This window comes from Streptosporangium sp. NBC_01810 (assembly GCF_035917355.1).
In the GTDB taxonomy this organism is placed as follows: Bacteria; Actinomycetota; Actinomycetes; order Streptosporangiales; family Streptosporangiaceae; genus Streptosporangium.
In genome coordinates, this window is the sequence record NZ_CP109070.1 from 1444300 (window position 1) to 1467525 (window position 23226).

General features: G+C 66.8%; 16 protein-coding genes and 1 pseudogene. 12 read left to right on the forward strand and 5 right to left on the reverse strand.

Annotated elements, in window-relative coordinates; all coding sequences use genetic code 11:
- Positions 1–39 precede the first annotated feature (39 nt).
- Together OIE13_RS06805 and OIE13_RS06810 are read right to left on the reverse strand one after the other, a co-directional pair.
- Complete coding sequence (locus tag OIE13_RS06805) at positions 40–1134, reverse strand: M20 family metallopeptidase (RefSeq protein ID WP_326829748.1); 1095 nt, start codon at positions 1132–1134, stop codon at positions 40–42.
- Complete coding sequence (locus OIE13_RS06810) at positions 1131–2240, reverse strand: LacI family DNA-binding transcriptional regulator (RefSeq protein ID WP_326641923.1); 1110 nt, start codon at positions 2238–2240, stop codon at positions 1131–1133. The genes OIE13_RS06805 and OIE13_RS06810 overlap by 4 nt, the downstream gene beginning before the upstream one ends.
- A 206-nt stretch (positions 2241–2446) precedes the next feature.
- Between OIE13_RS06810 and OIE13_RS06815 the strand changes: the two genes are divergently transcribed.
- Genes OIE13_RS06815 through OIE13_RS06840 form a run of 6 tightly spaced genes read left to right on the forward strand, consistent with a single transcriptional unit; the run spans position 2447 to position 7995 of the window.
- Positions 2447–3430, forward strand: coding sequence for a substrate-binding domain-containing protein (locus OIE13_RS06815; RefSeq protein ID WP_326829749.1), 984 nt, complete (start codon positions 2447–2449; stop codon positions 3428–3430).
- 17 nt (positions 3431–3447) lie between these two features.
- Positions 3448–4221, forward strand: a complete 774-nt coding sequence (locus tag OIE13_RS06820; protein ID WP_326641918.1) for an ATP-binding cassette domain-containing protein — start codon at positions 3448–3450, stop codon at positions 4219–4221.
- Positions 4218–5219 carry an ABC transporter permease gene (locus tag OIE13_RS06825; protein WP_326641916.1) on the forward strand — a complete coding sequence of 334 codons (1002 nt, stop codon included), beginning with the start codon at positions 4218–4220 and terminating at the stop codon, positions 5217–5219. Before OIE13_RS06820 ends, OIE13_RS06825 begins: the two co-directional genes overlap by 4 nt.
- On the forward strand, positions 5216–6295 hold the full coding sequence (locus tag OIE13_RS06830; protein WP_326829750.1) for a phosphotriesterase family protein: 1080 nt from the start codon (positions 5216–5218) through the stop codon (positions 6293–6295). Before OIE13_RS06825 ends, OIE13_RS06830 begins: the two co-directional genes overlap by 4 nt.
- Before the next feature lie 10 nt (positions 6296–6305).
- On the forward strand, positions 6306–7055 hold the full coding sequence (locus tag OIE13_RS06835; protein ID WP_326641912.1) for a glutamine amidotransferase: 750 nt from the start codon (positions 6306–6308) through the stop codon (positions 7053–7055).
- Position 7056: 1 nt separating this feature from the next.
- On the forward strand, positions 7057–7995 hold the full coding sequence (locus OIE13_RS06840) for a nucleoside hydrolase (protein ID WP_326641910.1): 939 nt from the start codon (positions 7057–7059) through the stop codon (positions 7993–7995).
- 47 nt (positions 7996–8042) lie between these two features.
- Here the strand turns inward: OIE13_RS06840 and OIE13_RS06845 are convergent.
- Positions 8043–8219, reverse strand: a pseudogene (locus tag OIE13_RS06845) (flavin reductase); the annotation flags it as partial.
- A gap of 1184 nt (positions 8220–9403) precedes the next feature.
- Here OIE13_RS06845 and OIE13_RS06850 point away from each other — a divergent pair.
- Positions 9404–16819: a polymorphic toxin-type HINT domain-containing protein gene (locus tag OIE13_RS06850; RefSeq protein WP_326829751.1), complete on the forward strand. Its 7416-nt coding sequence runs from the start codon at positions 9404–9406 to the stop codon at positions 16817–16819.
- A 1063-nt stretch (positions 16820–17882) separates the two neighbouring features.
- Complete coding sequence (locus OIE13_RS06855) at positions 17883–18305, forward strand: hypothetical protein (protein WP_326829752.1); 423 nt, start codon at positions 17883–17885, stop codon at positions 18303–18305.
- A gap of 35 nt (positions 18306–18340) precedes the next feature.
- Here the strand turns inward: OIE13_RS06855 and OIE13_RS06860 are convergent, their stop codons facing one another.
- Positions 18341–19564: a helix-turn-helix domain-containing protein gene (locus OIE13_RS06860; protein WP_326829753.1), complete on the reverse strand. Its 1224-nt coding sequence runs from the start codon at positions 19562–19564 to the stop codon at positions 18341–18343.
- Between the two features lie 261 nt (positions 19565–19825).
- On the opposite strand from OIE13_RS06860, the gene OIE13_RS06865 reads away from it, so the two are divergent.
- From OIE13_RS06865 to OIE13_RS06875, 3 genes are all read left to right on the forward strand, one after another.
- Positions 19826–20158, forward strand: coding sequence for a hypothetical protein (locus tag OIE13_RS06865; protein WP_326641904.1), 333 nt, complete (start codon positions 19826–19828; stop codon positions 20156–20158).
- Complete coding sequence (locus OIE13_RS06870; RefSeq protein ID WP_326641902.1) at positions 20115–20648, forward strand: ATP-binding protein; 534 nt, start codon at positions 20115–20117, stop codon at positions 20646–20648. The genes OIE13_RS06865 and OIE13_RS06870 overlap by 44 nt, the downstream gene beginning before the upstream one ends.
- 491 nt (positions 20649–21139) lie before the next feature.
- Positions 21140–21352, forward strand: a complete 213-nt coding sequence (locus OIE13_RS06875) for a DUF5999 family protein (protein ID WP_326641900.1) — start codon at positions 21140–21142, stop codon at positions 21350–21352.
- A 389-nt stretch (positions 21353–21741) separates the two neighbouring features.
- On the opposite strand, the gene OIE13_RS06880 is transcribed toward OIE13_RS06875, so the two are convergent.
- On the reverse strand, positions 21742–22401 hold the full coding sequence (locus OIE13_RS06880; RefSeq protein ID WP_326641897.1) for a thymidine kinase: 660 nt from the start codon (positions 22399–22401) through the stop codon (positions 21742–21744).
- 338 nt (positions 22402–22739) lie between these two features.
- Here OIE13_RS06880 and OIE13_RS06885 point away from each other — a divergent pair, with 338 nt between their 5' ends.
- Positions 22740–23186: a hypothetical protein gene (locus OIE13_RS06885; protein ID WP_326641895.1), complete on the forward strand. Its 447-nt coding sequence runs from the start codon at positions 22740–22742 to the stop codon at positions 23184–23186.
- Positions 23187–23226 lie beyond the last annotated feature (40 nt).

Here is a 23226-nt window from a genome sequence, read left to right on the forward strand (position 1 = left end):
GGCGGCTCGCCGGGTCGACCTCCACCTGACCTGGCCCTACTAGCGGGTGGAGAGTCCCGCCAGGGCGCCGGCGTAGATCTCGACGGCCTCCTCGATCCGGGGAATCTCGCAGTATTCGTCGGTGACGTGCGCCTGCTCCGGCTCCCCGGGACCGCAGATCACGGTGGGTGCTCCACCGCAGGCGGCGACGAGCACCGAGGCGTCGGTGAAGTAGCTGGCGGCCGGTCGCTCGCCCGGGGGGCGGGCCCCTGCGGCGACCAGGACCCGCACGAAGGGGTCGTCCGGGTCGGTCCACACCGAGGGCAGGTCGGTCAGCACCTCCAGCGAGGTCTCCCCGCCGAGCTTCTCCCGGAGCCGCTCACGTAGCTCCGCGTGGTCCTGGCCGGTGACCGTGCGCATGTCGACGGTCGCCTCGGCGAGGTCGGGGACGGAGTTCACGTTGATCCCGCCGTGTACGGTCCCCACGTTCGCGGTCGGCGCGCCGAGCCAGGGATGAGGGGGAACGCCGGGATCGAAGCATTCGACGGCGCCGATCGCGCGGGCCAGCTTGTAGATCGCGTTGTCGCCCAGGTGGGGCATCGAGCCGTGGGCGGTCCGGCCGTGGGCGGTCGCCTTCAGCCAGAGCGCGCCCTTGTGCCCGAGCAGGGCGCGGTTCGCGGTCGGCTCGGCCACCAGCAGCCCCCGGGACCGGCTGACCAGCCCACGGGCGATCATGTCGATCGCCCCCTCGCAGCCGGTCTCCTCTCCCGCGGTGAGGACGATCTCCAGCGCCACCCGGTGGCCCGGCCCGCGCGCGTGCCGCTCGGCGGCGACGACCAGCGCGGCCACCCCGGCCTTCATGTCGCTCGACCCGCGCCCGTAGAGCCGGTCGCCGTCCACCTCCGCGGTGTGCGGCTCGTGCGTCCATGCCTGGCCGCCCAGCGGAACCGTGTCGAGGTGACCGGTGAGGGTGACGGGCACGCCCGTTCCCCATCGGGCCACCAGTCCGGTACGGCCGGGTGCGTGGTCGTGCGTCCGCACCTCGAAACCGGCGGCCTCCAGCCTGTGGGCGAGCGGTTCGGCGACCGCGGCCTCGCCGCCGCCCACCGAGTCGATCCTGATCAGCTCGCGGGTCAGTTCCACGACGTCGGTCATGCCGATCCCCTGCCTTCCTGACCGTCCCCGGTCACGGTTCCTGAGACTCCGGCGGTGGCCGTGTCCCCGGTCAGGACTCCTGCGGCTCCGGTGGTGACCACGCCCCTGGTCACGAGGCGGCTGGTCTCCCGTACGACGAGCCGGGGAGCGATCGCGATGCGCTGCGCGGGCCGCGGATCGCCCACCCGTACCTGGTTCAGCAGGCGTACCACCTCGGCCGCCATCTCCTCCACCGGCTGACGCACGGTGGTGAGCGGCGGGTCGCACATCGCCGCGTGGCCGACGTCGTCGAATCCCACCACCGCCACCTCCTCGGGAACGCGTACGCCGCCGACCCGCAGCGCCCGCAGCAGGCCGACCGCGATCTCGTCGTTCCCGCAGACCACCGCGTCCGGCAGGGGGCCGTCGGCCAGGAGTGACTGCCCGGCCTCGAAGCCCCAGGCGAGGGTGAACTCGCCGAGCAGCGGCGGCCTGGAGGCGATCCCGGCGCGGGCTGTGGCGAGCTGGAAGCCGGCCAGCCGCAACCTCGCGGAGGAGTTCATCAGGCGGCTGCTGACGAAGACGACGGAGCGTGCTCCTCCGGCGACCACGTGGTCGACTGCCTGGGCCAGCGCCGAGTCGTCGTCCACGCCGACCCAGTCGGCTCCGCCGCCCTCGATGTAGCGGTCCACCTGCACCAGGGGCACCTGCCGGGCGGCGTTCAGGACGGCCGGCGCGCTGGCCTCAAAGTCGCACGGGCTGATGATCAGGCCGTCCACCCGCCGGGCCAGCAGCGTGTTCAGCCGCCGGGCCTCGATCTCGGGTGCGTACAGGGAGGCGCACAGCAGCAGGTCCCGCCCGGTCTCCTGGAGTTGATGCTCCACCGATTCGACGATCGTGGTGAAGAACGGGTTGCCGATGCCGGGAACGATCATGCCGATTGTTCCGGTGGTCTGGTCGCGCAGTGCCTTGGCGATGGCGTTCGGCCGGTAGCCCAGCTCGGTGGCGGCCCGTGTCACTCGCTCGGCCACCTCGGCGGTGACTTTGCGGCGGCCGGACAGGGCACGCGAGGCCGAGGCCACGGAGACGCCGGCCGCTCTGGCCACGTCGTGGATTGTCACGCCCATGTTGTGTAATCGATTTCCCTGGTCGCGCTGAGGATAACCGGTCGCCTCCCCGCCACACGAGCTCGCTCAGGTGCGGGTTGTTAGAACCATAGAGCGTCTGCGGCCTTACGTCACCTTGACGAGCGTTTGCCCTGGTCGCTACCATCCCCGGATATTGGTAATCGATTACCAAACCCCCTGCATCAGCGTCTCGAAAGGCTGATTCGATGGCACGACCGACTCGCTTCACCCGCCTGACCGCCGTCACGGCAATCCTTGCCACCGGCCTGCTGGCCGCGGCATGCGGCGGCACGGACGCTTCCGACACCGCGCCCTCAGCCGACGGCGGAGAAAAGCCGAAGATCGGCCTGGTGCAGATCAACCAGCAGGCGATCTTCTTCAACGAGATGAACGCCGGCGCCCAGCAGGCCGCGAAGGAGGCGGGCGTCGACCTCACGATCTTCAACGCCAACGACGACCCCGTGAAGCAGAACGAGGCCATCGACAACTTCGTCCAGCAGCAGTTCGACGGCGTCATCGTGGTGGCCATCGACGTCGAGGGCATCAAGCCCGCCGTCAAGATCGCCAAGGACGCGGGACTGAAGGTCGTGGCCGTCGACGCGATCGTGGACTCCCCTGCGGTCGACACCCAGGTGGGCGTGGACAACGCCGAGGCGGCCAAGCAGATGGGCACGTTCGTCAACGAGTGGGCCAAGAAGCAGAACGTGTCCGTGCCGAACATCGGCGTGGTCGGCGCGCTCAACTCATTCATCCAGAACGTGCGCAAGGACGGCTTCAACTCGACCGTCGAGGCGGCCGGCGCCAAGATCGTCCAGACCGTGGACGGGCAGAACAAGCAGGAGGCGGCCCTGGCCGCCGCCGAGAACCTGCTCACCTCGCGCTCGGGCCTCACGGCCGTGTACGCCACCGGAGAGCCCGCGCTGCTCGGCACGGTGGCCGCGGTGAAGTCGCAGAACGCGAGCGACCGGGTCAAGGTCTTCGGCTGGGACCTCACCGCGGAAGTGATCGGCGGCATCGACGCCGGCTTCGTCGCCGGAGTCGTGCAGCAGGACCCCAGGACCGAGGGCTACGAGGCGGTCAAGGAGGTCAAGGCGCTGATCGGAGGCGCGCAGGCGAAGAAGACCATTGATGTGCCCGTCACGATCGTGACCAAGGAAAACGTCGACAAATACCGCTCCACGTTCAAGTGAGCGGCGGAGAGACCCCTATGACCGACTACGAGGCGACCGGCGCGGACCGTGTGGTCATGCGCGACATCCGCAAACGCTACGGGATGGTCGACGCGCTGCGCGGGGCCAATCTGCGGGTCGGCGTGGGCGAGGTGGTGGGACTGGTCGGCGACAACGCCGCCGGCAAGTCCACCCTGATGAAGGTGCTCGCGGGCACCGTGGTGCCGGACTCCGGGCAGATCGTCTTCGACGGTCGCCAGGTGTCCTTCGCCACCCCCCGCGATGCCCGCGAGCTGGGAATCGAGATGGTTTACCAGGACCTCGCCCTCTGCGACGACATCGACGTGGCGGGCAACCTGTTCCTCGGCCGTGAACCGCGCCGGGCCGGTGGCCTGCTGCTGGACATCAAGCGGATGCACGAGGACGCGCGCCGGCAACTCGACGCGCTCAACATCCGGATCCCCCTCACCGACATCCCGGTGGGCGGGCTCTCCGGCGGCCAGCGGCAGGCGGTCGCCATCGCCCGCGCGGTCACCTTCGGCCCCAAGCTGCTCATCCTCGACGAGCCCACGGCCGCGCTCGCCGTCGCCGAGGTCGAGACCGTGCTGGAACTGATCAAGACCGTCTCCTCCCAGGGGGTCTCGGTGATTCTGATCACCCACCGCCTCCAGGACCTGTTCCGGGTCTGCGACCGGCTCTGCGTGATGTACGAGGGGACGCTCCGCGCCGACCTCGACGCCCGCACCACCAGCCTGGAACGGCTCGTGTCGGAGATCGTCGCCCATGACCAGCCCGAGGGAGCACGGTCATGACCGTCACCAGCGAGAGGGTGGTCACCACCCGGTCGGCCCGGGTCAGCGCCCACATCGGCAGCCACGCCCAGACCATCGCCATCGGGGCCATGCTGGTCCTACTGCTGATCTTCTTCTCGTTCTCCGCCGACCGCTTCGCCAGCGTCGGCAACCTGCTCAACCTGATCCGGCAGATCTCCCCGACCCTGATCGTCGCGGTCGCGATGACCTTCGTGATCAGCACCTCCGGCATCGACCTGTCGGTCGGCTCGACGGTCGCGCTGTCCGGATCGCTGCTGGCGATCGTCCTCCAGCAGGGCTGGGACCCCACCCTCGCGCTCATCGCGATCCTCGCGCTCGGCGCGGCGATCGGGTTCGTCAACGGCTGGTTCTCCTCCTACCAGGGCATCCCGGCGTTCATCGTCACTTTGGCCATGCTCTCGATCCTGCGGGGCACCGCCCTGCGCGCGACCGAGGGCTACTCCACTCCGATCGACGGCGGGTTGTGGATCGTCCAGCTCGGCCAGGGCCGCATCGCCGGAGTGCCGGTGCCGGCCGTCCTCGCCGTGGTGATCGCGCTGCTCGGCTGGCTGGTCCTGACGCGCACGCCGTTCGGCCGCTACGTGGTCGGTCTCGGCTCCAACGGTGAGTCGCTGCGCCGTACCGGTGTGAACACCCGCAAGATCGGGCTCATCGTCTACGTGCTGGCCGGTCTGGCCGCCGCGCTCGCCGGAGTGCTGATCGCCACCCGGCTCAGCTCCGGGTCGTCGAACGCGGGCACCGGGTTCGAGCTGGAGGTCATCACGGCCGTCGTGCTCGGCGGGACCAGCCTGTTCGGCGGCCGGGCCAGCATGCTCGGCACCATCTTCGGCGCCCTCACCCTCGGCGTCATCGCCAACGGCCTGGTGCTGCTGCACGTCTCGCCGTTCTACGTGCAGATCGTGCAGGGCAGCATCCTGCTGCTGGCCATCTTCGCCAACAACAAGCTGTGGGCGAGGTTCGGCGCGGTGCGGAAATGACCGGTCGGGCCGAGGCCGCGACTGCGACTGCGACCGCGACTGCGACCGCGACCACGGTGCTCGGCGAGGTGCCCGTCGCCGAGCTCGGCATCACGCTCTGCCACGAGCACCTGCGCAACGACGGCGCCAGTGCCTGGCACCCCGCCCCCGAGGGCGACGCCGAGGGTGAGCTGATCGCCGGTTCGCCGGTGCGGATGGAGTTCCTCGGCCGGCTGCGGCAGGACCCCTACCTCTCCCGCGACAACGTGTCCCTCGACGACACCGGTGTGGCGATCGAGGAGGTGGCCCGGTTTGCGGCCCGTGGGGGCCGCACAGTGCTGGACGTCACCCCGGAGGGCATCGGCCGCGCCCCGGCGGAGCTGGTCCGCATCGCCCGTGCCACCGGCCTGAACATCGTGATGGGCTGCGGCTTCTACCTGGAGCGCACCCACCCGGCCCGGGTTCGCGGTATGAGCGCCGCCGACGTCGCCGACGAGATCGAGCGGGATCTGGTCGACGGCGCCGGGGGAGTACGTGCCGGGGTGATCGGCGAGATCGGGATCTCCCCGGACTTCACCCCGGCCGAGGAGAAGGTGCTCCGCGGCGCCGCCCGGGCCCAGGCCCGCACCGGTGCGCCGCTCTCGGTGCACCTGCCCGGGTGGGTACGGCACGGCCACCGGGTGCTCGACGTCATCGCCGAGGAGGGCGGCCTCCTCCCGGCCACTGTGCTGTCACACATGAACCCCAGCCTGCGTGAGCGCGACCACCAGGTGTCCCTCGCCGCCCGGGGGGCCTACCTCGGATACGACATGTGCGGCATGGACTACCTCTACCCCGGCGAGGGCCAGTCGCCGTGCGACGAGGAGAACGCCGCAGCCGTCGCCTGGCTGGTCCGCGCCGGCCTGGGCAGCCGGTTGCTGCTCTCCCAGGACGTGTTCCTCAAGACCATGCTGGTCCGGTACGGCGGAACCGGCTACGCGCACATCCTCACGCACTTCGTGCCGCGTCTGCACCGCCACGGGCTGACCCCCGAGGACACCGACCGGCTGCTCGTCGCCAATCCGCGCGAGCTCTTCACCACCCCGAAGACACCCTGAAGGAGACAATATGACCCGCGTGCTGGTCGCCGGCGAGTCGTGGATGAGTGTGTCGACCCACTACAAGGGGTTCGACGCGTTCACCACGACGACCTACCACACCGGCTTCGAGCCGCTGCGCGACGTACTGGTCGCGGACGGCATCGAGGTCGACCACCTGCCCGCGCACGACGTGCCCAAGCTGTTCCCCGGGACGCTCGACGAACTGTCGGCCTACGACGTCGTCGTGCTCTCCGACATCGGCGCCAACAGCATCCTGTTGCACCCCGACACCTGGCTGCACAGCAGGAAGTCGGCGAACCGGCTCGACCTGCTGGCGAGTTGGGTGGAGCAGGGCGGCGGCCTGGCGATGGCCGGCGGCTACCTCAGCTTCCAAGGCTTCGAGGCGAAGGCGGCCTTCCACGGCACCCCCGTGGAGCGGGTGCTCCCCGCCCGGATCTCCCCCTACGACGACCGGGTGGAGACCCCGCAGGGTCTTCCCGGCGTCGTCGTCGACCCGGCCCACCCCATCGTGGACGGGCTGCCCTCCGACTGGCCCGACCTGCTCGGCTACAACCGCTTCGAGGTCCCCGAGGACGCCCGGCTGCTCGCCACCGTCGGCGCCGACCCGCTGCTCGCCGTACGGCAGGCGGGGGCGGGCCGTACCCTCGCCTGGGCCTCCGACATCGCCCCGCACTGGTGCCCCGAGGAGTTCGTCACCTGGGAGGGGTACCGCACCCTCTTCACCCGGTCCGTGCGCTGGCTGGCGAAGGAGATCTGACATGCCGATCCCGGTGATCCTCGACTGCGATCCGGGTCACGACGACGCCCTAGCCATCCTGCTGGCGGTGGCCGACCCGGCGATCGACCTGCGCGCGGTCGCCACCGTCGCCGGCAACCAGACCGTGGCGAAGACCGCTCTCAACGCGCGGCGGATGCTCAGCCTGGCGGGGGTTACCGGGGTACCGGTCGCGGCCGGTTGCGACCGGCCGCTCGCCGGTCCGCTGGAGATCGGCGACTACGTGCACGGTGAGAGCGGGCTGGACGGCCCGGCCTTCGGCGAGCCCGACGTGCCCCTCGATCCGCGCCACGGTGTCGAGCTCATCCACGACACACTCGCCGCCGCCGACGAGCCGGTGACGGTCGTGGCCATCGGGCCGCTGACCAACATCGCCACGCTGCTGCGCCGTCACCCCGGCGACCGCGACCGCATTCGCGAGATCGTGATCATGGGTGGCTCCACCGAACGAGGCAACCACACGCCCTACGCCGAGTTCAACATCCACGCCGACCCGGAGGCGGCGGCGGAGGTGCTCGGCAGCGGCATCCCGACCACCTGGGTGGGACTCAACGTCAGCCACCAGGCGCTCGTCACCGCCGACGTACTCGACCGCATCGCCGCACTCGGCACCCCGCTGGCCCGGGTCTGCGTGGAACTTCTCACCTTCTTCGGCTCCAGCTACCACCAGACGTGGGGGTTCGAGGCGCCCCCGCTGCACGATCCGATCACCCTCGCCTACCTGATCGACCCCGAGGTCCTGACCCACGTCCGGGTGGGCCTGCGGGTCGAACTGGACGGCACGCACACCCGGGGCGCCACCGTGGCCGACCTGCACGGCCGGATGGACTGGGAGCCCAACGCGAACGTCGGGACCGTACTCGACCGGGACCGGTTCTGGGATCTCATGATCGGCGCGATCGACACCCTCGGCCGACGCTGAGGCCCCGCCACGGAGTGGCGCTCACCGGCGGCCCAGCGGTCGTGCCGGAGCAGCAGCTCGTTGAGGTATCCGGCGTTGTCCAGGCTCACCATCACCAGCGGCGGATCCAGCGAGATCGAGGTGAACGTGCCGACCGTCGTCCCCACATCGTCCCGCTCGTCCTTCACCGTGACGACCGTCACCCCGGTCACCACCTGGGCCATGGACTCGACGAACTCGTTCATGCGGAAATCATCCCGGAGCCCGGCAGATGCTCCGCCCCCGCCCGGCAAGGCCGCCGTCTCAGGCTCTTGCCGGGCAGGACCGACTCCAGACGGAGTCGATCTTGACCGTGTCCGGTCACAGACTTCCCGCCACGCTCGTCACCGATGATGCGACGCCCTCATCACCAGCGGATGCCCGAAAATATGTCTTTCGTCATGGTTTCTCATGGATGCCGCCGCCTCTTACCAGGCGTGAGCTGGACTCTTAAGGAAACCGCTCCCAGGCGAGCCACGCGAGACGACCGAAGGTGATCACACCTTCCCTCCGCGTCGTCGTTTTCATCTCGCCACTCCACGACTATGCGTCACATCTCACTCACGTGTTCGATATCTCATCTCCCCAAACCTGACCGCCGCGCCCTTTATTTGTTCCTTATGGAGATCTTGCGGACTTAAGTGATCTATATGTACTTTTTGATCGTTTGCTTGCACCTGACGCACTCTGAACCGTCAGCTCCGGCCTCGTCCGGTTCCCATGACGAACTGGGGTAACGCGGGGACACTCGTTCTCGCGCTGACGTGTTCGGAGGATGACGGCGTATGCGCCGCTTGTTGTCATGGGGCCGTTCGTCTCGATCTTCAACCGGCGTGAGTCTCATCACCTTGGTGACGCTGATCCCCGGCCTCCTGCTCCTGCACGCGGAACCGGCGGTCGCCGACTTGAATCCGGCCATCGCGTCCCTTGCCGTGCGGGGCGAGCCGGCGCCGGTTCAACTGTCCGGAACGGCAGCCGGTCTGCCCTCCCTCGTGGGAACGGACCGCACGGCGACAACGGTGCAGGTGAAATCCCCTTCGAAGGAAGTCGCCGCACCGAAGAAGGCGCTGCCCCTCGAAGGCCGGTTCGTCAAGGAAGCGGCGCCTTCCACCACGACGGCTCCCTCCCTGTCGAAGAAACAGCAAAAACAGCGGAAACAGGCCACGTTGTCGATGCAGGCGCTCGCAGACCTCCGTGCGGAAGCGTCTCACCATGGCGGTCCAACTACGCGGTCGCGCAGGGGGATCGGCTTGCCTCGGCCGGCCGGATCTGGGAGGCGCTTCAGGCCATCGCGGGATGGGCCAATACGACGCCGCCGGAGAATGGCTTCTCATGGGTATGGGCGGACCGGGGAGCGTGTCCGCTGCCCCCCGCTCCGACGGTCACCTCCATGACCCCCGCCGACGAGGCACTGGTCATGACGCTGCAGCCGACGCTGTCGGCGACGGTGACCTCGTGGGCCGGCGGCGTGGCCGGCTTCGACTTCCAGGTCTGTGACAGTCCGTCGATGTCGGGCAACTGCGTGAACTCCGACGACTACGACAATGTCTGCTGCGGACTGTCCGGCCAGTGGCCGTTGCCCGAAGGACTGCTGTCGTGGGGCAAGGAGTATTGGTGGCGGGTGTACGTCACCGACGCCTCCACCATCGGCGGTCAGGGCAGATACTCCTCGACGCGTTCCTTCACCATGGGAGTGCGCCAGCCCACGATCACCTCGAACCTGTCGGCCCGGGGTGTCAACGGCCAGGAGTTCCACCAGTCCACCGGTAACTACACGACGACCTTCACCGACGCGGTGGTCAACACCGCGGGGTTGCCCCTGTCGGTGGTGCGCTCCTACAACAGCATGGACCCGCGCCGTGACGGCGCGTTCGGGGCGGGCTGGTCGACCCGTTTCGACATGCGGATCGTGCCGGAGACGATCCGCGGCTTCGAGGCGCTTCTGGTGACCTACCCCGACGGGCGCACAGTGCGTTTCGCCGACAAGGGGGACGGGACCTTCCAGCCGCCGCCGGGCACCTACGCCACCCTGGCGACGGTCACCGGGGGCGGCTGGCGGCTGATGGACAAGTCGTCCACCTCCTACCTCTTCGACACCCAGGGCCGGCTGCTGCGGGCGACCGACAGCCAGGGCCGCGGCCAGGAGCTGACCTACGGCACCGACGGCAAACTGAGCGAGGTCACCGCGACCGGCGGCAGGTCCCTGTCGTTCACCTGGACCGGCGCGCACGTCACCACCGTGTCCACCGCCCCGGTGAACGGGGCGCCGTTGACCTGGACCTACTCCTACACCGGTGACCGCCTGACCGAGGTCTGCGCGCCGACGACCGCCTGCACCAGCTTCGAGTACGGCGCCGGATCGCTGTATCGCAGCTCGGTCCAGGACGCCGACCCGTTCGGTTACTGGCGGCTGGGTGAGGCCTCCGGCAATGCGGCCGATCTGGGCTGGGGCGCCGGTTCGGCCTCCTACTCCGGGGCGACCCGAGGGCGTCCGGGAGCGCCGGCCGGCAGTACCGACACCGCGGTCGAGCTGACGAGTTCGGGCTATGTGGAGCTGCCCTCGGGCCTCATGCCACGACTACATCAGCAGGGAGCGGTGGAGTTGTGGTTCAAGTCCACCGGGACGGGCCGCCTCGTCTCCTCGGGAGAGTGGAGCAGCACGCTGGACCCGGTGGTGCAGGTGGGCGCCGACGGCAAACTACGGGCCTCGCTGCGGCCGACCGCCTCGCCCATCGTCTCGACCGCCGTGGTGAACGACGGTGCGTGGCACCACCTGGTGTTCACCGTCGCCGCCGACAAGCAGACCCTCTACCTCGACGGCCTCCCCGCCGGAACGCTGACTCAGCCGGTGGCCGCCGACAACCGCGGCTTCACCCGGATCGGCGGGGGGCTGGCCGGGACCGTCGACGAGATCGCGGCCTATGACCGGCCGCTGACCGCGGCCGAGGTGGCGGCGCATTACGCCGCCCGGGTCGAGGCCCCGAACAAGCTGACGAAGATCACGCTGCCGTCGGGGCGGGTATGGGCGACCAACACCTACGACTCGGCAACCGAACGGCTCACAACGCACGTCGATGCCAACGGGGGCACCTGGCAGATCGGCGCCCTGGCCTACAACCGGACGACCGGCCAGTCCACCGTGACGGTCACCGACCCGCGCACCGAGACGCTGACCTACGTCTATGACGCCTGGCGTGGCTACCGCCTGGTCAGCCGGAGCGACCAGCTCGCCAAGGTCACCAAGTACGCGTACGACACCGGCGGCTTCCTCAAGACGGTCACGGACCCGAACAACAACGTGACAGAGCGCTTCTACGACAAACGCGGCAACCTTGTCGGGGTCAAGCAATGCCGGAGCACGAGTAGTTGCCAGACCGAGCGCCATGCGTACTACCTGAACACCAACGACCGGTTCGACGCCCGCAACGACCGGCCGATCGCCTCGCGGGACGCGCGCTCCTCCAGCGCCACCGACAACACCTACGCCACCAAGTGGGAGTACAACCAGCACGGCGAAACGCTCAAGCAGACCACCCCGGCCACCATCGACTTCCCCAACGGCCGGGCGACCACCTTCACCTACACCGACGGCACCGAACCCGCCGTCGGCGGCGGCACCACCCCGGCCGGACTGGTGAAGACAGAGAAGGACGCCAGGGACAACGAGACGACCTACCGCTACAGTCTCGCCGGTGATCTGGCAGAGAAAACCACCGTGTCCGGCTTGAAAATCCAGTTCGCTTATGACTCGCTGGGCCGAACGATCTCCCAAACGGAGGTGTCCGAGGCCACCCCCGGCGGAGTCACCACAACGTTCACCTACGACGGAGCCGGGCGCCTGCTCACGCGGACCGAGCCAGGAGTGAAGAACGAGGTCACCGATGTCACTCACACGGCCAAGACCACCTACACCTACGACGCCGACGGCAACCCGCTCACCGAAACCCTCACCGACCTGACCGGCGGCGACCCTCCAAGCACGACCACTTACACCTACGACGTCAAAGGTCGGCTAGAGACGATGACCGGGTCTGAAGGTGGTGTGGCTCGCTCTACCTGGGACAGCACCGGCGCCAAGGCATCGGCAACTGATCCGCTGGGCACTGTCTTCACCTATGCCTACACCAAGCGCGGTGAGCTGACCTCCACGACGATCAAGAACTGGACGGGGAGCCCGGTCACGCCGCAAACCCCGCAGGATGTGGTCCTGGGGTCCTACTCCTACGATTCTGCGGGCCGACTGGCCGGCCAGGTCGACGCGATGGGCCGCAAGACCTCCTATACCTACTTCACAGACAACCGTCTGTCCCAGGTGATCGGCGATGATGTCCGGCTGAACGGCTCCACCACGACGGCGGAGGTGGTGGTGGAGGCCAACACCTACGACGCGGCCGGCAATCTCAGCAAGCAGGTCACCGGTGGGGGCATGGAGACCGTCGACTACGCCTACGATGCCGCGAACCGTCTCACCTCCAGCACCTTCGACCCTGCCACCCTCAAGCGCAAGATCGCCTACACCTACGACGCGACCGACAATGTCACCGGTGAGAACCTCACCGGGGCAGGCAGCACTCGGGTGGAGTCCACGGTGTACACCTACAACGCCCTGGGGTTGGTGACCCAACAGAGCGTGGAGAACGGCGCCGACGACCTGGTCTCCACTAACACCTACGATGACCGCGGTCTGCTGACCGCGACCACCGACCCACGCGGCAACGTCTCCGGCGCCACAGCCGCCGATTTCACGACCACGATGCGGTATGACCTCCTGGGCCAGCTCGTGGAGTCGAAGGCCCCCCAGGTGAAGATCGAAAAGAACGGGTCCGCCACCGACGGGCGGCCCACGATGAAGTACGGCTACAACAATGCCGGATTGGCGACCCACACGGTCGACGCCGAGGGAAGAACGTTCACCTCGACCTTCGACAAGGCCGGACGCCTCACCTCGGCGATCGCCCCCTCCTACACCCCGCCGGGTGGCAGCGCCGTCATCCCCAAGGTCAGCTTCGGCTACGACGCGGCGGGCCGCCAGACCACGGTGGCCGACCCGCGCAATTACGTCACCTCCACCGTCTACGACGCGCTGGGACGCCCGGTCAAGGTGACCGAACCCGGCCCGTCCGGGCCGGGTGGCGTCTGGCTGGCGGAGTACGACCTGCTGGGTGAGCAGCTCGCGGTCATCGATCCCACCGGTGCGCGCGTCGAGGCCACCTACGACGATCTGGGCCGGAAGATCACCAGCACGCAAGTCGAGCGCACCCCCACCACTGCGGCGCATACCACCAGGCTGACCTACGACACCGCGGGCAACCTCACCAAGAGCGTCGCCCCCGGCCCCAAGACCACTGACTACACGGTCAACGCCGCCGGACAGGTCACAGCCGTGACCGACCCGCTCATCCACACCTCCACCGTCGCCTACGACTTCCTTGGCCGAACCGCCAAAGTGACCGACCCGCTGGGCAACGCCACCGAGGCAGAGTACGACCTGGCCGCACGACAGATCGCCGCCAAGGACCTCAACAGCACCGGGACCACCATTCGCACCTTCGGCTTCGGCTACGACCCGGCCGGCAACCCGACCAGTACCACCTCCGCCGAAGGGCGCATCACCCGTCGCACCTTCGATGCCACGGACCAGATGACCTCGCTCATCGAGCCGGTCACCACCGGCACGTCGATCACGACGACGTTCGGCTACGACGCCACCGGCGCGCGCACCCGCACCACCGACGGCCGAGGCAACGCGACCTGGACCGGCTACAACACCCTCGGTCTGGTCGAGTCGGTCATCGAACCATCCACCGCCGCCCATCCAGGCGCCGCTGACCGGACCTGGACCAGCGTCTACGACGCCGCAGGCAACGCCGTCTCCATTCTGCAGCCGGGTGGGGTACGCATCGACCGCACCTTCGACCCCCTGGGCCAGGTGGTCGAGGAGAGCGGCAGCGGTGCCTCGGTGACCACCCCGACGCGGAACTTCACCTACGACGCAGCGGGCCGCATCACCGCGATCGGTGACTACACCCTCGAATACAACGACCGCAGCCTGCTGACCAAGGTCTCCAAGGCCACCAACCAGGTCGCCACCTACACCTACGACGCCGTGGGCAACCCTACCCAGCGCGTCGACCCGGCGGGGACGGCGAACTACACCTGGGACAACGCCGACCGGCTCAAGACCGCGAGCGACCCGGTCACCGGGCGGACCTGGACCTACGGCTACGACAACGCCGACCGACTCACCAGCAAGACTTCTGCGAGCCCGGTCAACACCCAGAGCTACGTCTACGACACCGTCGACCGCCTTACCTCCCACAGCCTGAAGAACAGCTCCGGCACCGAGCTGTCGAAGATCGTCTATGGGTGGGACAAGGACGACAATCTCACCACCAAGACCACCACCGGCACCGCGGGAGCGGGCACCAACACCTACAGCTACGACCACGCCGGACGCCTCACCTCCTGGACCGCCCCCGGCGGCGCCGTCACCGCCTACACGTGGGACGACTCGGGCAACCGCACCACAGCCGGCGCCAAGACCTTCACCTATGACGAGCGCAACCGGATCGTCTCCGGCGGCGGCACCGACTACACCTACACCCCTCGTGGCACCACCGCCACCGAGACCAAGGCCGGCGTCACCCGCGACCTCACCTTCGACGCCTTCGACCGCCTCATCTCCGACGGCGACGCCACCTACGGCTACGACTCCCTGGGGCGGATGACCTCGCGTACCAAGGGTGTCGATCAGCGACGCTTCGTCTATTCCGGCCTGGAAAACGACATCACCACCGTCGCCGACGGCGCCAACACCACCTTGGCCAAGTACGGCCGCGACCCCTTCGGCGGCCTGCTCAGCCTCCAGGAAGGGGGCACAGCCGCTCTCGGGTCCATGACCGACCTGCACGACGACCTGGTCGCCACCTTCTCCGGCACCGCCCTGGTTGACTCGACCGCCTATGACCCCTTCGGCGAGGTCACCCACCGCGCCGGCACCCAGCGCAGCCTCGGCTACCAGGGCGAGTACACCGACCCGGATACCGGCAAGGTGAATATGCACGCCCGCTGGTACCAGCCCGGCACCGGCGCCTTCACCTCCCGCGACGACTGGACACTTGACCCTCAACCGTCAATTCAGGCCAATCGTTACACCTATGGCAACGGTAATCCGATGGTTAATAGTGACCCTTCGGGCCATTGGAACGCTATGGATACTAGCGGAGGGAGAGGAACTTACTCACCTCCCAGGCCTGCTACTAAGTCACCTCCCAAACCTTCCTTCGCCTCTAAAGTTATTGGGGCAGTAGGCCGAGGGCTTGCCAAAAGAGTCGGACAGTATATGTTTATCGGCGGCATAGTTTACTATTCGATAAACGGAAAGCCGCTCACGCTCAACAATTCAAATACAAAGCTCCAGCCCAACACCAGGCCCTGGAATCCCCCAAGGTCGACCAGGGCTCCTCTTGCGCGAGTTAAGCAAACCAGCAAAACCAGTGGCAGTTCCGGACCATGCACGACTTGCAACACTACCAGCTCTACTCCAAGGCCTCCAAAGCCTCCGGAGATCAAGAAGTCCGAGCCGTACAAACCCGACTTTGATCCGAACAGTAAAGAATTCAAAAACGACCCGAACAATGGAACAGAAGATCGCGGTCCGGGATCAGGTCGAACTCCGCGCGAGTGGGAACAATACCTATGTACTCTGGGACCTTGCAGAAGTTATGGCGGCCATGTCGGCATTGAAATCAATGGTGCTACCGGTGGCGGTGGCGGCGGGGGAATTTCATGCGAGGACTGGAATCCAGGAAACTGCGGAAGAGACGCTTGCAGCGAATCCATCGGCTTTTTGTCCTCCACTTCGGTGTCCGGATGTGTGCCCAGTTCCGGCAACGATTTAGGTAACGGCACGGCTCGCTCGCGTAACTTCCCCGTCCCCGATACCGGCGTCGATCCCGACTGGTACCCCGACGCCCCACCACCCCCGCCGGTGTCCTGCTCACCCTCCGGCTTCAACAGCTTCGTCCCGGGCACCAAGGTCCTGATGGCCGACGGCACCACCAAGCCGATCGAAGACGTCGAGGTAGGCGACTGGGTGGTAGCCGCCGACGCGGCAACAGGACTGACCGCCGCCAGGCGTGTCAGCCACCTGATCACCGGCGACGGTGAAAAACACCTCGTCCGCATCACCGTCACTCCGGACGGAACGACCGGCAAATCCGGAACACTGGTCGCCACGGATGGCCACCCGTTCTGGGTCCCCGACCTCCGCAAGTGGGTCAAGGCCGGCGAACTCCAGCCCGGCATGCTCCTACGAACCAGCGCCGGCACCTACGTCCAACTCACCGCCATCAAGAAGTGGACCACCCCCCAACGCGTCCACAACCTGACAGTCGAGGGCCTACACACCTACCATGTCCTCGCAGGCGACCAAGCTATCCTGGTCCATAATGCTGGTCCTGGACGTGGACTCGGCGATGACGAGATTTATCTCTGGCGCGCTGTGCAAGATTCTGAGCTTGCAGGTATTCACGGAAATCGCTCATATCATAACCCGCTGGGTTACGAGACGAAGTACTTCGCTTTTACTGAAGAAGGTGCCAGAGAGTACGGGCGTAGAGCTTATGGCGTACGTCCACAGGAAGGGCCGTACACAGTGACTCGAACCACCATTCAAAAGGGAAAGATTCCGCCGAGCAGCATTATGCCGCCCACGGCTGATGTTCCTGGTGGTGGGGTCGCCCTTCCGACTGACCTGCTCGACGAGTTGGGAAGGCCCCGTATTATGCCGCAATCGAGTTGTTGATAAGCGAGACGAATGAAATACGTGATCGCCTCATCGGCTGAGCGAACACTAAATCCATGGATGCAGGGCCTGCAAGATCTCCCCAATCTGGAGTTCCGTGTGGGCCGCGTTCCCCCAGCTGGAGAAGGCTGCGACGCAGAGATCGTTTCCTTCACGTTCGCGCATGACCGGTACGGAGGATCCCCTCAGATCGGAAAGGCCCAGGCACTCGTCAACCACTTGCAGGACGGATCCCCAAGAACTATCTTGGCGACCCCGCCGCTCCCTTTGAAGGATCTCCGACCTGACGAGAATGCTGCCAAGCTTAACGATAAGGCAATAGAGGAACACGTATTTCGCACTATAAGACTCTGCGCCGAAGAGGCTGAACGGTTAAACCGTGAAGGCTCTATGGAGCCAATCCGATGCATTCTCCTTCATCTCGTAGGGCTCGGGTTTGATCGCTTCAAAGTTGAACCTGCTTTGAAGGGATTCCGGAGGGCTGTCTTGGCGGAATCTATTTGATGGCGGTTGCCGATGAGGGCGGCATCCTAGCGGACTGGATTGTTCTACGGTTCAATCTTGCTTAGTCTCTTGTCGGCCTGTAAATAGAAATTCGGCACCCCTTGTGACGGTCTCACTTGGGGTGCCGAACCTGGTTTGACGGCTACGTTGACGGCTACAGCGGCTGTGATCGTTTTCTGACGGCTACGTTTCGGGGTGGTCGTCGAGAGCGCCCGCCATGCGTTCGATGGCGTCGCGTTGTAGGCGGAGCCGGACGTAAGCGTAGGTGTCGGCGGTGATGGAGATGTGGACGTCGCCGAGGCCCACGAGGCCGGGACAGGGAAGGAAAACTACCCCGATAGTGTACGAGACCGCTGGAATAATGGCATCGCCTTGAATTATGCAAATGACCACAGTGGCGAATTGAAAAAGACTTACTGGCTGGCGCCGCCAGGCAAGGGGTTTGAGACCCTGGTGAGACATCTAGGGGCGATAGCTGCGCGGGAGTACGAGGTGGGACGCATGGCAACTTTAAATAGTAAAAAGAAAGAGGTCCGGTACGGAGGAAGAGTTGTTTGGCGTGGTTAGAAAACTGCCTTCCTTTACCGGAGCTCTACTGGCTGCCGTTTCGGTAATGCTTGCCTCCGGGGGCTGTTCAGCCGCATGTGAGACCAGAGCGGAAAAATATTCCGTCACGGTAATGAAAGCTACTGAAAACTCGTTCCGCGAAGAGTGGGGCGCCTCTTACAGTGAATTATCCGGGTGCGATTCCTGGGATAGCCCTTCGGTTACCATATGGTTTGCCGACAATATTCGATCGTCGGTCGAGGTGGCCGAGCGAATGAAGATGGACCGCTGGGAGTCCGTATCCCAAAAGGATGCAGTACCCTATGATGCTGATTTTGTTCTCAAAAAGGATTTCGAGGATCAAGTATTGGTTGCCGCAATAAGAGATTCTCCTGGCGGAGGAGAAAAGGAGGTTGAAGTGTTAGCCGGAGATTGAACCCATAAGGCTCGGCTCGCCGGAGGCCGGACTTCTTAAAGAATGTGCATGCGGACGCCGAGGCGGCGGATGCGTTCGCGGTAGTTGTAGCGCTCCAGGTCCAGCAGGGTTCGTACGGCCTGCCGGGCCATGGGGTGGTTGCGGATGAGGAGGGGGGCCGCCTTCTCGGCGTGTTCCAGTTCGGCTGTGGCGGCCTCGCGTTGGCCGCACCAGAGCAGGCCTCGGGCGTAGTCGAGATGGTGGTATCCGACGCGGTTGGCCTGAAGGCCCTTCGGGAGCCGGACCGTCTTTCCCCGGCTCACAGCCTGGGGGCCGTCACCGAGTTCGACCGCGACGGCGACCCCGTGGATGTCGACGTTGGTCTGACTGGTGCACATCTCGTAGTAGTTGGTGCGCTGGCGAGGTCCGAGCCGGGTGACCGCCTCACCCGCGAGCCGGTGTCGCGACCACGCCTCGGCGGCGTCGTTTTTGCGGGCCGCGGTGATCGCGGCGCACAGCTGCAGCCCGCCCCAGACGGCCAGCGCCTCCGGCTGACCCGCGCTGTACTCGTCCTCGATGCTCGCGCAGGCCGAGTCGAGCACGGTGAGCGCGTCGTTCCACGAGGTGCTGGCCCACAGGTTCCGCGCGCGCCGCCACGTGGCCACCGGCAGGTGGTAGGGATCCCCCGAACGTTCGGCGGCCCAGTGGGTCCGGCTGGTCGCGATCAGGGAAAGGTCGGCGTACCCCAGGTCGTAGGCGACCGAGTCCGCTGCCCGGTAAGCGGACCAGAGCAGTCCGAAGGCGGCGCTCCGGTCAGGCTCGGCGTACAGGTGGGTCGCCGCCTGGAGTTCGGAGAGCAGCGCCGGGAGCTGATCGGCCAGTTCCGTGTAGCGGGTCTCTATCCGCAGCCGGCAGGCGTGCTCGATCGCGGCGCGCAGCTCGGGCAGCGATCGCACCTCGCCGGCCCATTCGGGGTCGAGGTCGTAGCGCTCCAGTTGGCGGCGGATCTCGGGGATCGCCGCGTGCCCCCGATCCTCCGCCGGGTTGTCACCCCGATAGGGGCGCGCGGTGAGCTCGTTGGGGTGCGTGCGCAGGGCCTGGGCGAGGGTGTTGACCAGCGCGATGGAGTCCAGGGGAAGGCTGTCGTTCTCGATCGCCGACACCCAGGACTGGGCGCGACCGACGCGCCGGGCCAGTTCGTTCTGCGTGATGCCCACGCGCTTACGAGCGCGCCGCACACGGGTTCCCACACTCTCCGCCGCCGGGTCCAAGTAGGCCATGGCCTCAAGGTAACCCGGTGCGACCGGCTTGACCTCCCCCTGCGCCAAAGTATCAGCGGCACTGATGTCAGTGTCTCTCCGCATTCATAGCGTCACCTTTTGTGAGTGATGACAGGAGACGCCTCTGCCCTCTGAGCACTCTGACCGTGACCGGCTCGCAACCGGCCACGACGACGGCCACCCCGCCGTATGAACGAGAATCGCCGCCGGGTGTACGGCCCGGACTGGGCAGGCGCGAACCACGCCGCAAGGCGGTGAGGCATGACCCCCGTCGACACCACCTCCCGGCACGAGCCCATTGAGGAGGCCGGAGCGCTGCATCCGCCGGCGCTGCGGTTCACCGGCTGGCACCTCTGGTACGGCAAGGCCACCAGCCGCTACTGGGCACTCTCCCCCACCTGGTGCCGAGAGCACATCGGCCTGATCGAGGCCGACACCCCCGCCGAACTCGCCGCACAGATACAGAACATCGAGAACTACCGCCCCAGCACAGACGACCCAGTCCCGAGCGACGAGAGCGACACGACCGAGAGCACGGGAGGTGACCGAGATGCCAGCACGCCTGTTGTCCGCACTCGTCGGCGTACTCGCTGACCGCTTCCGTACACCAGCCGACAGCGCCATGCGGTCACCGCACCTGGGCCGAATCCCCGGATGGTCGGCACCCCTGGGTCACACCCCCGTCTTCTCTCAGCGGTTCGCGGCCACCCCCGACCAGGTCAGGCCCGCACGTATCTTCGTCACCGAAGTCCTCGGCGACGACCACCCGCTCCGCGACGACGCCGTACTCCTGACCAGCGAACTCGCCACCAACGCCGTCGAGCACTCCAGCGGACCGCGCGACGCGGGACCGATCGACCCGCCACGAGAGTTCGTCGTCACGGTGGCCTTCCTCCCCCACGGCGTACTGATCACCGTCCAGGACCCCGGCGCCTCGGAGATTCCCGGTACGAGGAAACCCGGCCTGGACGCCACCGGCGGCCGAGGACTCATGCTCGTCAACGAGCTCGCCACCCGCTGGGGCTTCCACCGCGACCTCAGCGGAACCGTCATCTGGTTCGAACTCGGCTTGCCCGGCCGGTAGCCGTCGATGTGGGGCCTGACTACGACGCCTCGCCTCGGTCACGGCCTCCTCGTCGCAGGACTTCGTGATAATGCCACCTCGGCTGGGAAAGTCTGTCGTCGTATCGGGAGACCTCCCATCGCAAAGAATGCTCTACCAGGACAAGACCCTGGCTCTATCGACGATGGGCATGTACGGGTGTAGACAAAGGTTAATTAGCACCAAAAAGGCGACAAATTAACAACTTGTTTGCTCAGAGAACGCCGCTAGAAGATCCCGCGTCATGTTCGGGTCATCGGACAGACGGACGCGGTGACGCCGGCGGAGGAGCCCGCGGTCGCCACCGGGGCCGCCCACCAGAACCTGGTCGCGCTGGAGCGCACGAAGTGCCGGCACGGCTGCGAAGGCAAGATTTCGTGAAGCCGGTGCGGGGCCGGCCGGGAAGATCGTCCGCGCCGTCTCCCTCTGAGCATGGAATCCTTCCCACAGTCAATCAAGATCGGAGCAAGACCGTGTGCCAGCACATACCCCGCTGTCCGTCCGCGGACGCTTTTGATCATGAGGCGGCGCGTCTCGTGGTCTCCTACCCAGAGCAGGGGTGGGGGCTGCTCTGCAACGGTGTGGTGGTCTTCGAGGACACCGGGGAGCTTATGCCCGACGGACGTAGCATTCCCGCCCATCGCGGCATTCCCGCCCAGCACAGCCACTGTGTTGGGGCGGCATGAGGGCTTCGGCCTCCCATCCGGCCGCCGGCCTGCCCTCTCACCAGGGGAGGGTGCCCCGGCGGCTCTTTTCCGTCCCGGTCCCGGCGCCCGGGGCGTGGCAGCCGACCGGCGACCGGCAGCCCGAGAAGGTCAGCTGACGATGCGTCGGATCCACATCCGCAGGCGGTCGCGCTCCGCTGCCCGGCTCACCCTGGACCTACGGACTCCGGCGGGCAGGCGGCTGCCGTACTGACCGCTCCGTCTCACCAGGTGCCGCGTGGCCGCGGGCGACACCGCGGAATGAGCGGCCCTCCGCACCGGTTGCAGCGGTAGGTGAAGGTTGAAATCCACTCAGACGTCGTCTGCCCCTGGTGCTACGAGGAACTGGCCCGGGCCCGCTCGGGGGAAGGTCAGCCGGGAAGACCGGGAAGACCGGGAAGACCGGGCAGGCCGAGCTCGCCGGAGCGGTGGTGGCGGCGGCACAGGACCTGGTAGCGGATCGGAGCGGCGCCGGTGTCGCCGATGACCACCTGCTCGCCGGTACGGGTCATCCTGCCGCCGACCACCCGGGCGTTCAGGCGCCCGGGGCGTCCGCACCAGCACAGCACCTCGACCTGGAGGCGGTTGATCTCGTCGGCCAGCTCGAAGAGTCGCTGGGCGGCGGGGAACATCCGCGAACGGAAGTCCGAGGCCAGGCCGAAGGCGTAGACGTCGACGCCGTAGTCGTCGGTGAGGTCGGCGAGCTGCTCGATCTGGGCGACCGTGTAGAAGCATGCCTCGTCGCAGATGACGTAGTCGATGGGCTGGTGCGTGCGGACCAGGGCCACCAGATCCAGGTCGTCGTCGACCTCGACGGCCTCGCTGCCCAGGCCGATCCGGCTGGTGACCTGCGCGCTGCCCGAGCGGTCGTGTTTGGTGAGCACCAGGCCGCGCCTGCCCTGGCGGCCGTGGTTGTAGTTCATCTGCAGTGCCAGTGTGGACTTGCCGCAGTCCATCGGGCCGAAGTAGAAGCGCAGCACCCCGTCCCGGGAGACGGCGGGAACAGCGGAGAGGGCAGACGTTTCGGTCACGGGGCGCCAGCCTAGTACTTCCGACGTGGTCGGCGATCTCCACCCCTGATGACCGGTTTGTCGCTTTCGCTGGCCGTACGATCCCCGCGGTACCGGGGGGCCGATGGGTCAGAGCAGGCCGTTCTCGATTTTTGCAACGGTCCATTCTCGGACGTCCGCTTGAAAGGTTATGGTCTTCGGCCGAGGGTGAACGACGGGAGGTACGAGGGGGTTTGAGGGGAAGATGTGCTGGTAGAAGTGGGTGGTCCCCGGCTGACATAGCCTGACTGGGCTTGACTTGGCTTGACCGTGAAAAGCGTGGGAGATTCCCTTTGGCATATCGGAAAGTGGGAGAACCAGTGACGACCACCAACAAGACCGCTCCACCCCTCGGCAAGACCCCGGCCACCCTGACCTCCGGTTCCTCCAGCGCGGAGACCGCGGAGATACCGGTGGCGCTCGCGGCGATGATGAGTGAGGACGAGGCCGTCGCCGCCCAGGCCGAGGCGGCTCGCTGGCGGTACGGGTTCTACGTCGTCATCGTGGGGCTCGTGGTCATCCTGATCGGCTTCGCGGTGATCACGCTGCGCGGGGGTGACACGACCGCGCCGTTCGCCGGGCTCGTCGGCGTCTCGGGTGCGATCATCGGCGCCTACTTCGGCGTGCAGGTCGGCCAGTCCGGCAAGGACAGGGTCGAGGCCGAGCTGCGCCGTACGAACGAGATCGCCATCCGTCTCGCCGCCAAGGTCCACGCGCACGACGCCGACTCGGTGATCAACACCACCATGGGTCCCCGGCGCCGCTAGAACAGGCACCGCGGATCTCCAGCGGGCCGGCCTCCGGACA

What these genes read in the sequence shown, in the direction of transcription:
- OIE13_RS06805 (WP_326829748.1), bottom strand. Translation starts at nt 1,134, where the DNA reads ATGACCGACGTCGTGGAACTGACCCGCGAGCTGATCAGGATCGACTCG.
- OIE13_RS06810 (WP_326641923.1), bottom strand. Translation starts at nt 2,240, where the DNA reads ATGGGCGTGACAATCCACGACGTGGCCAGAGCGGCCGGCGTCTCCGTG.
- OIE13_RS06815 (WP_326829749.1), top strand. Translation starts at nt 2,447, where the DNA reads ATGGCACGACCGACTCGCTTCACCCGCCTGACCGCCGTCACGGCAATC.
- OIE13_RS06820 (WP_326641918.1), top strand. Translation starts at nt 3,448, where the DNA reads ATGACCGACTACGAGGCGACCGGCGCGGACCGTGTGGTCATGCGCGAC.
- OIE13_RS06825 (WP_326641916.1), top strand. Translation starts at nt 4,218, where the DNA reads ATGACCGTCACCAGCGAGAGGGTGGTCACCACCCGGTCGGCCCGGGTC.
- OIE13_RS06830 (WP_326829750.1), top strand. Translation starts at nt 5,216, where the DNA reads ATGACCGGTCGGGCCGAGGCCGCGACTGCGACTGCGACCGCGACTGCG.
- OIE13_RS06835 (WP_326641912.1), top strand. Translation starts at nt 6,306, where the DNA reads ATGACCCGCGTGCTGGTCGCCGGCGAGTCGTGGATGAGTGTGTCGACC.
- OIE13_RS06840 (WP_326641910.1), top strand. Translation starts at nt 7,057, where the DNA reads ATGCCGATCCCGGTGATCCTCGACTGCGATCCGGGTCACGACGACGCC.
- OIE13_RS06850 (WP_326829751.1), top strand. Translation starts at nt 9,404, where the DNA reads ATGACCCCCGCCGACGAGGCACTGGTCATGACGCTGCAGCCGACGCTG.
- OIE13_RS06860 (WP_326829753.1), bottom strand. Translation starts at nt 19,564, where the DNA reads ATGGCCTACTTGGACCCGGCGGCGGAGAGTGTGGGAACCCGTGTGCGG.
- OIE13_RS06865 (WP_326641904.1), top strand. Translation starts at nt 19,826, where the DNA reads ATGACCCCCGTCGACACCACCTCCCGGCACGAGCCCATTGAGGAGGCC.
- OIE13_RS06870 (WP_326641902.1), top strand. Translation starts at nt 20,115, where the DNA reads ATGCCAGCACGCCTGTTGTCCGCACTCGTCGGCGTACTCGCTGACCGC.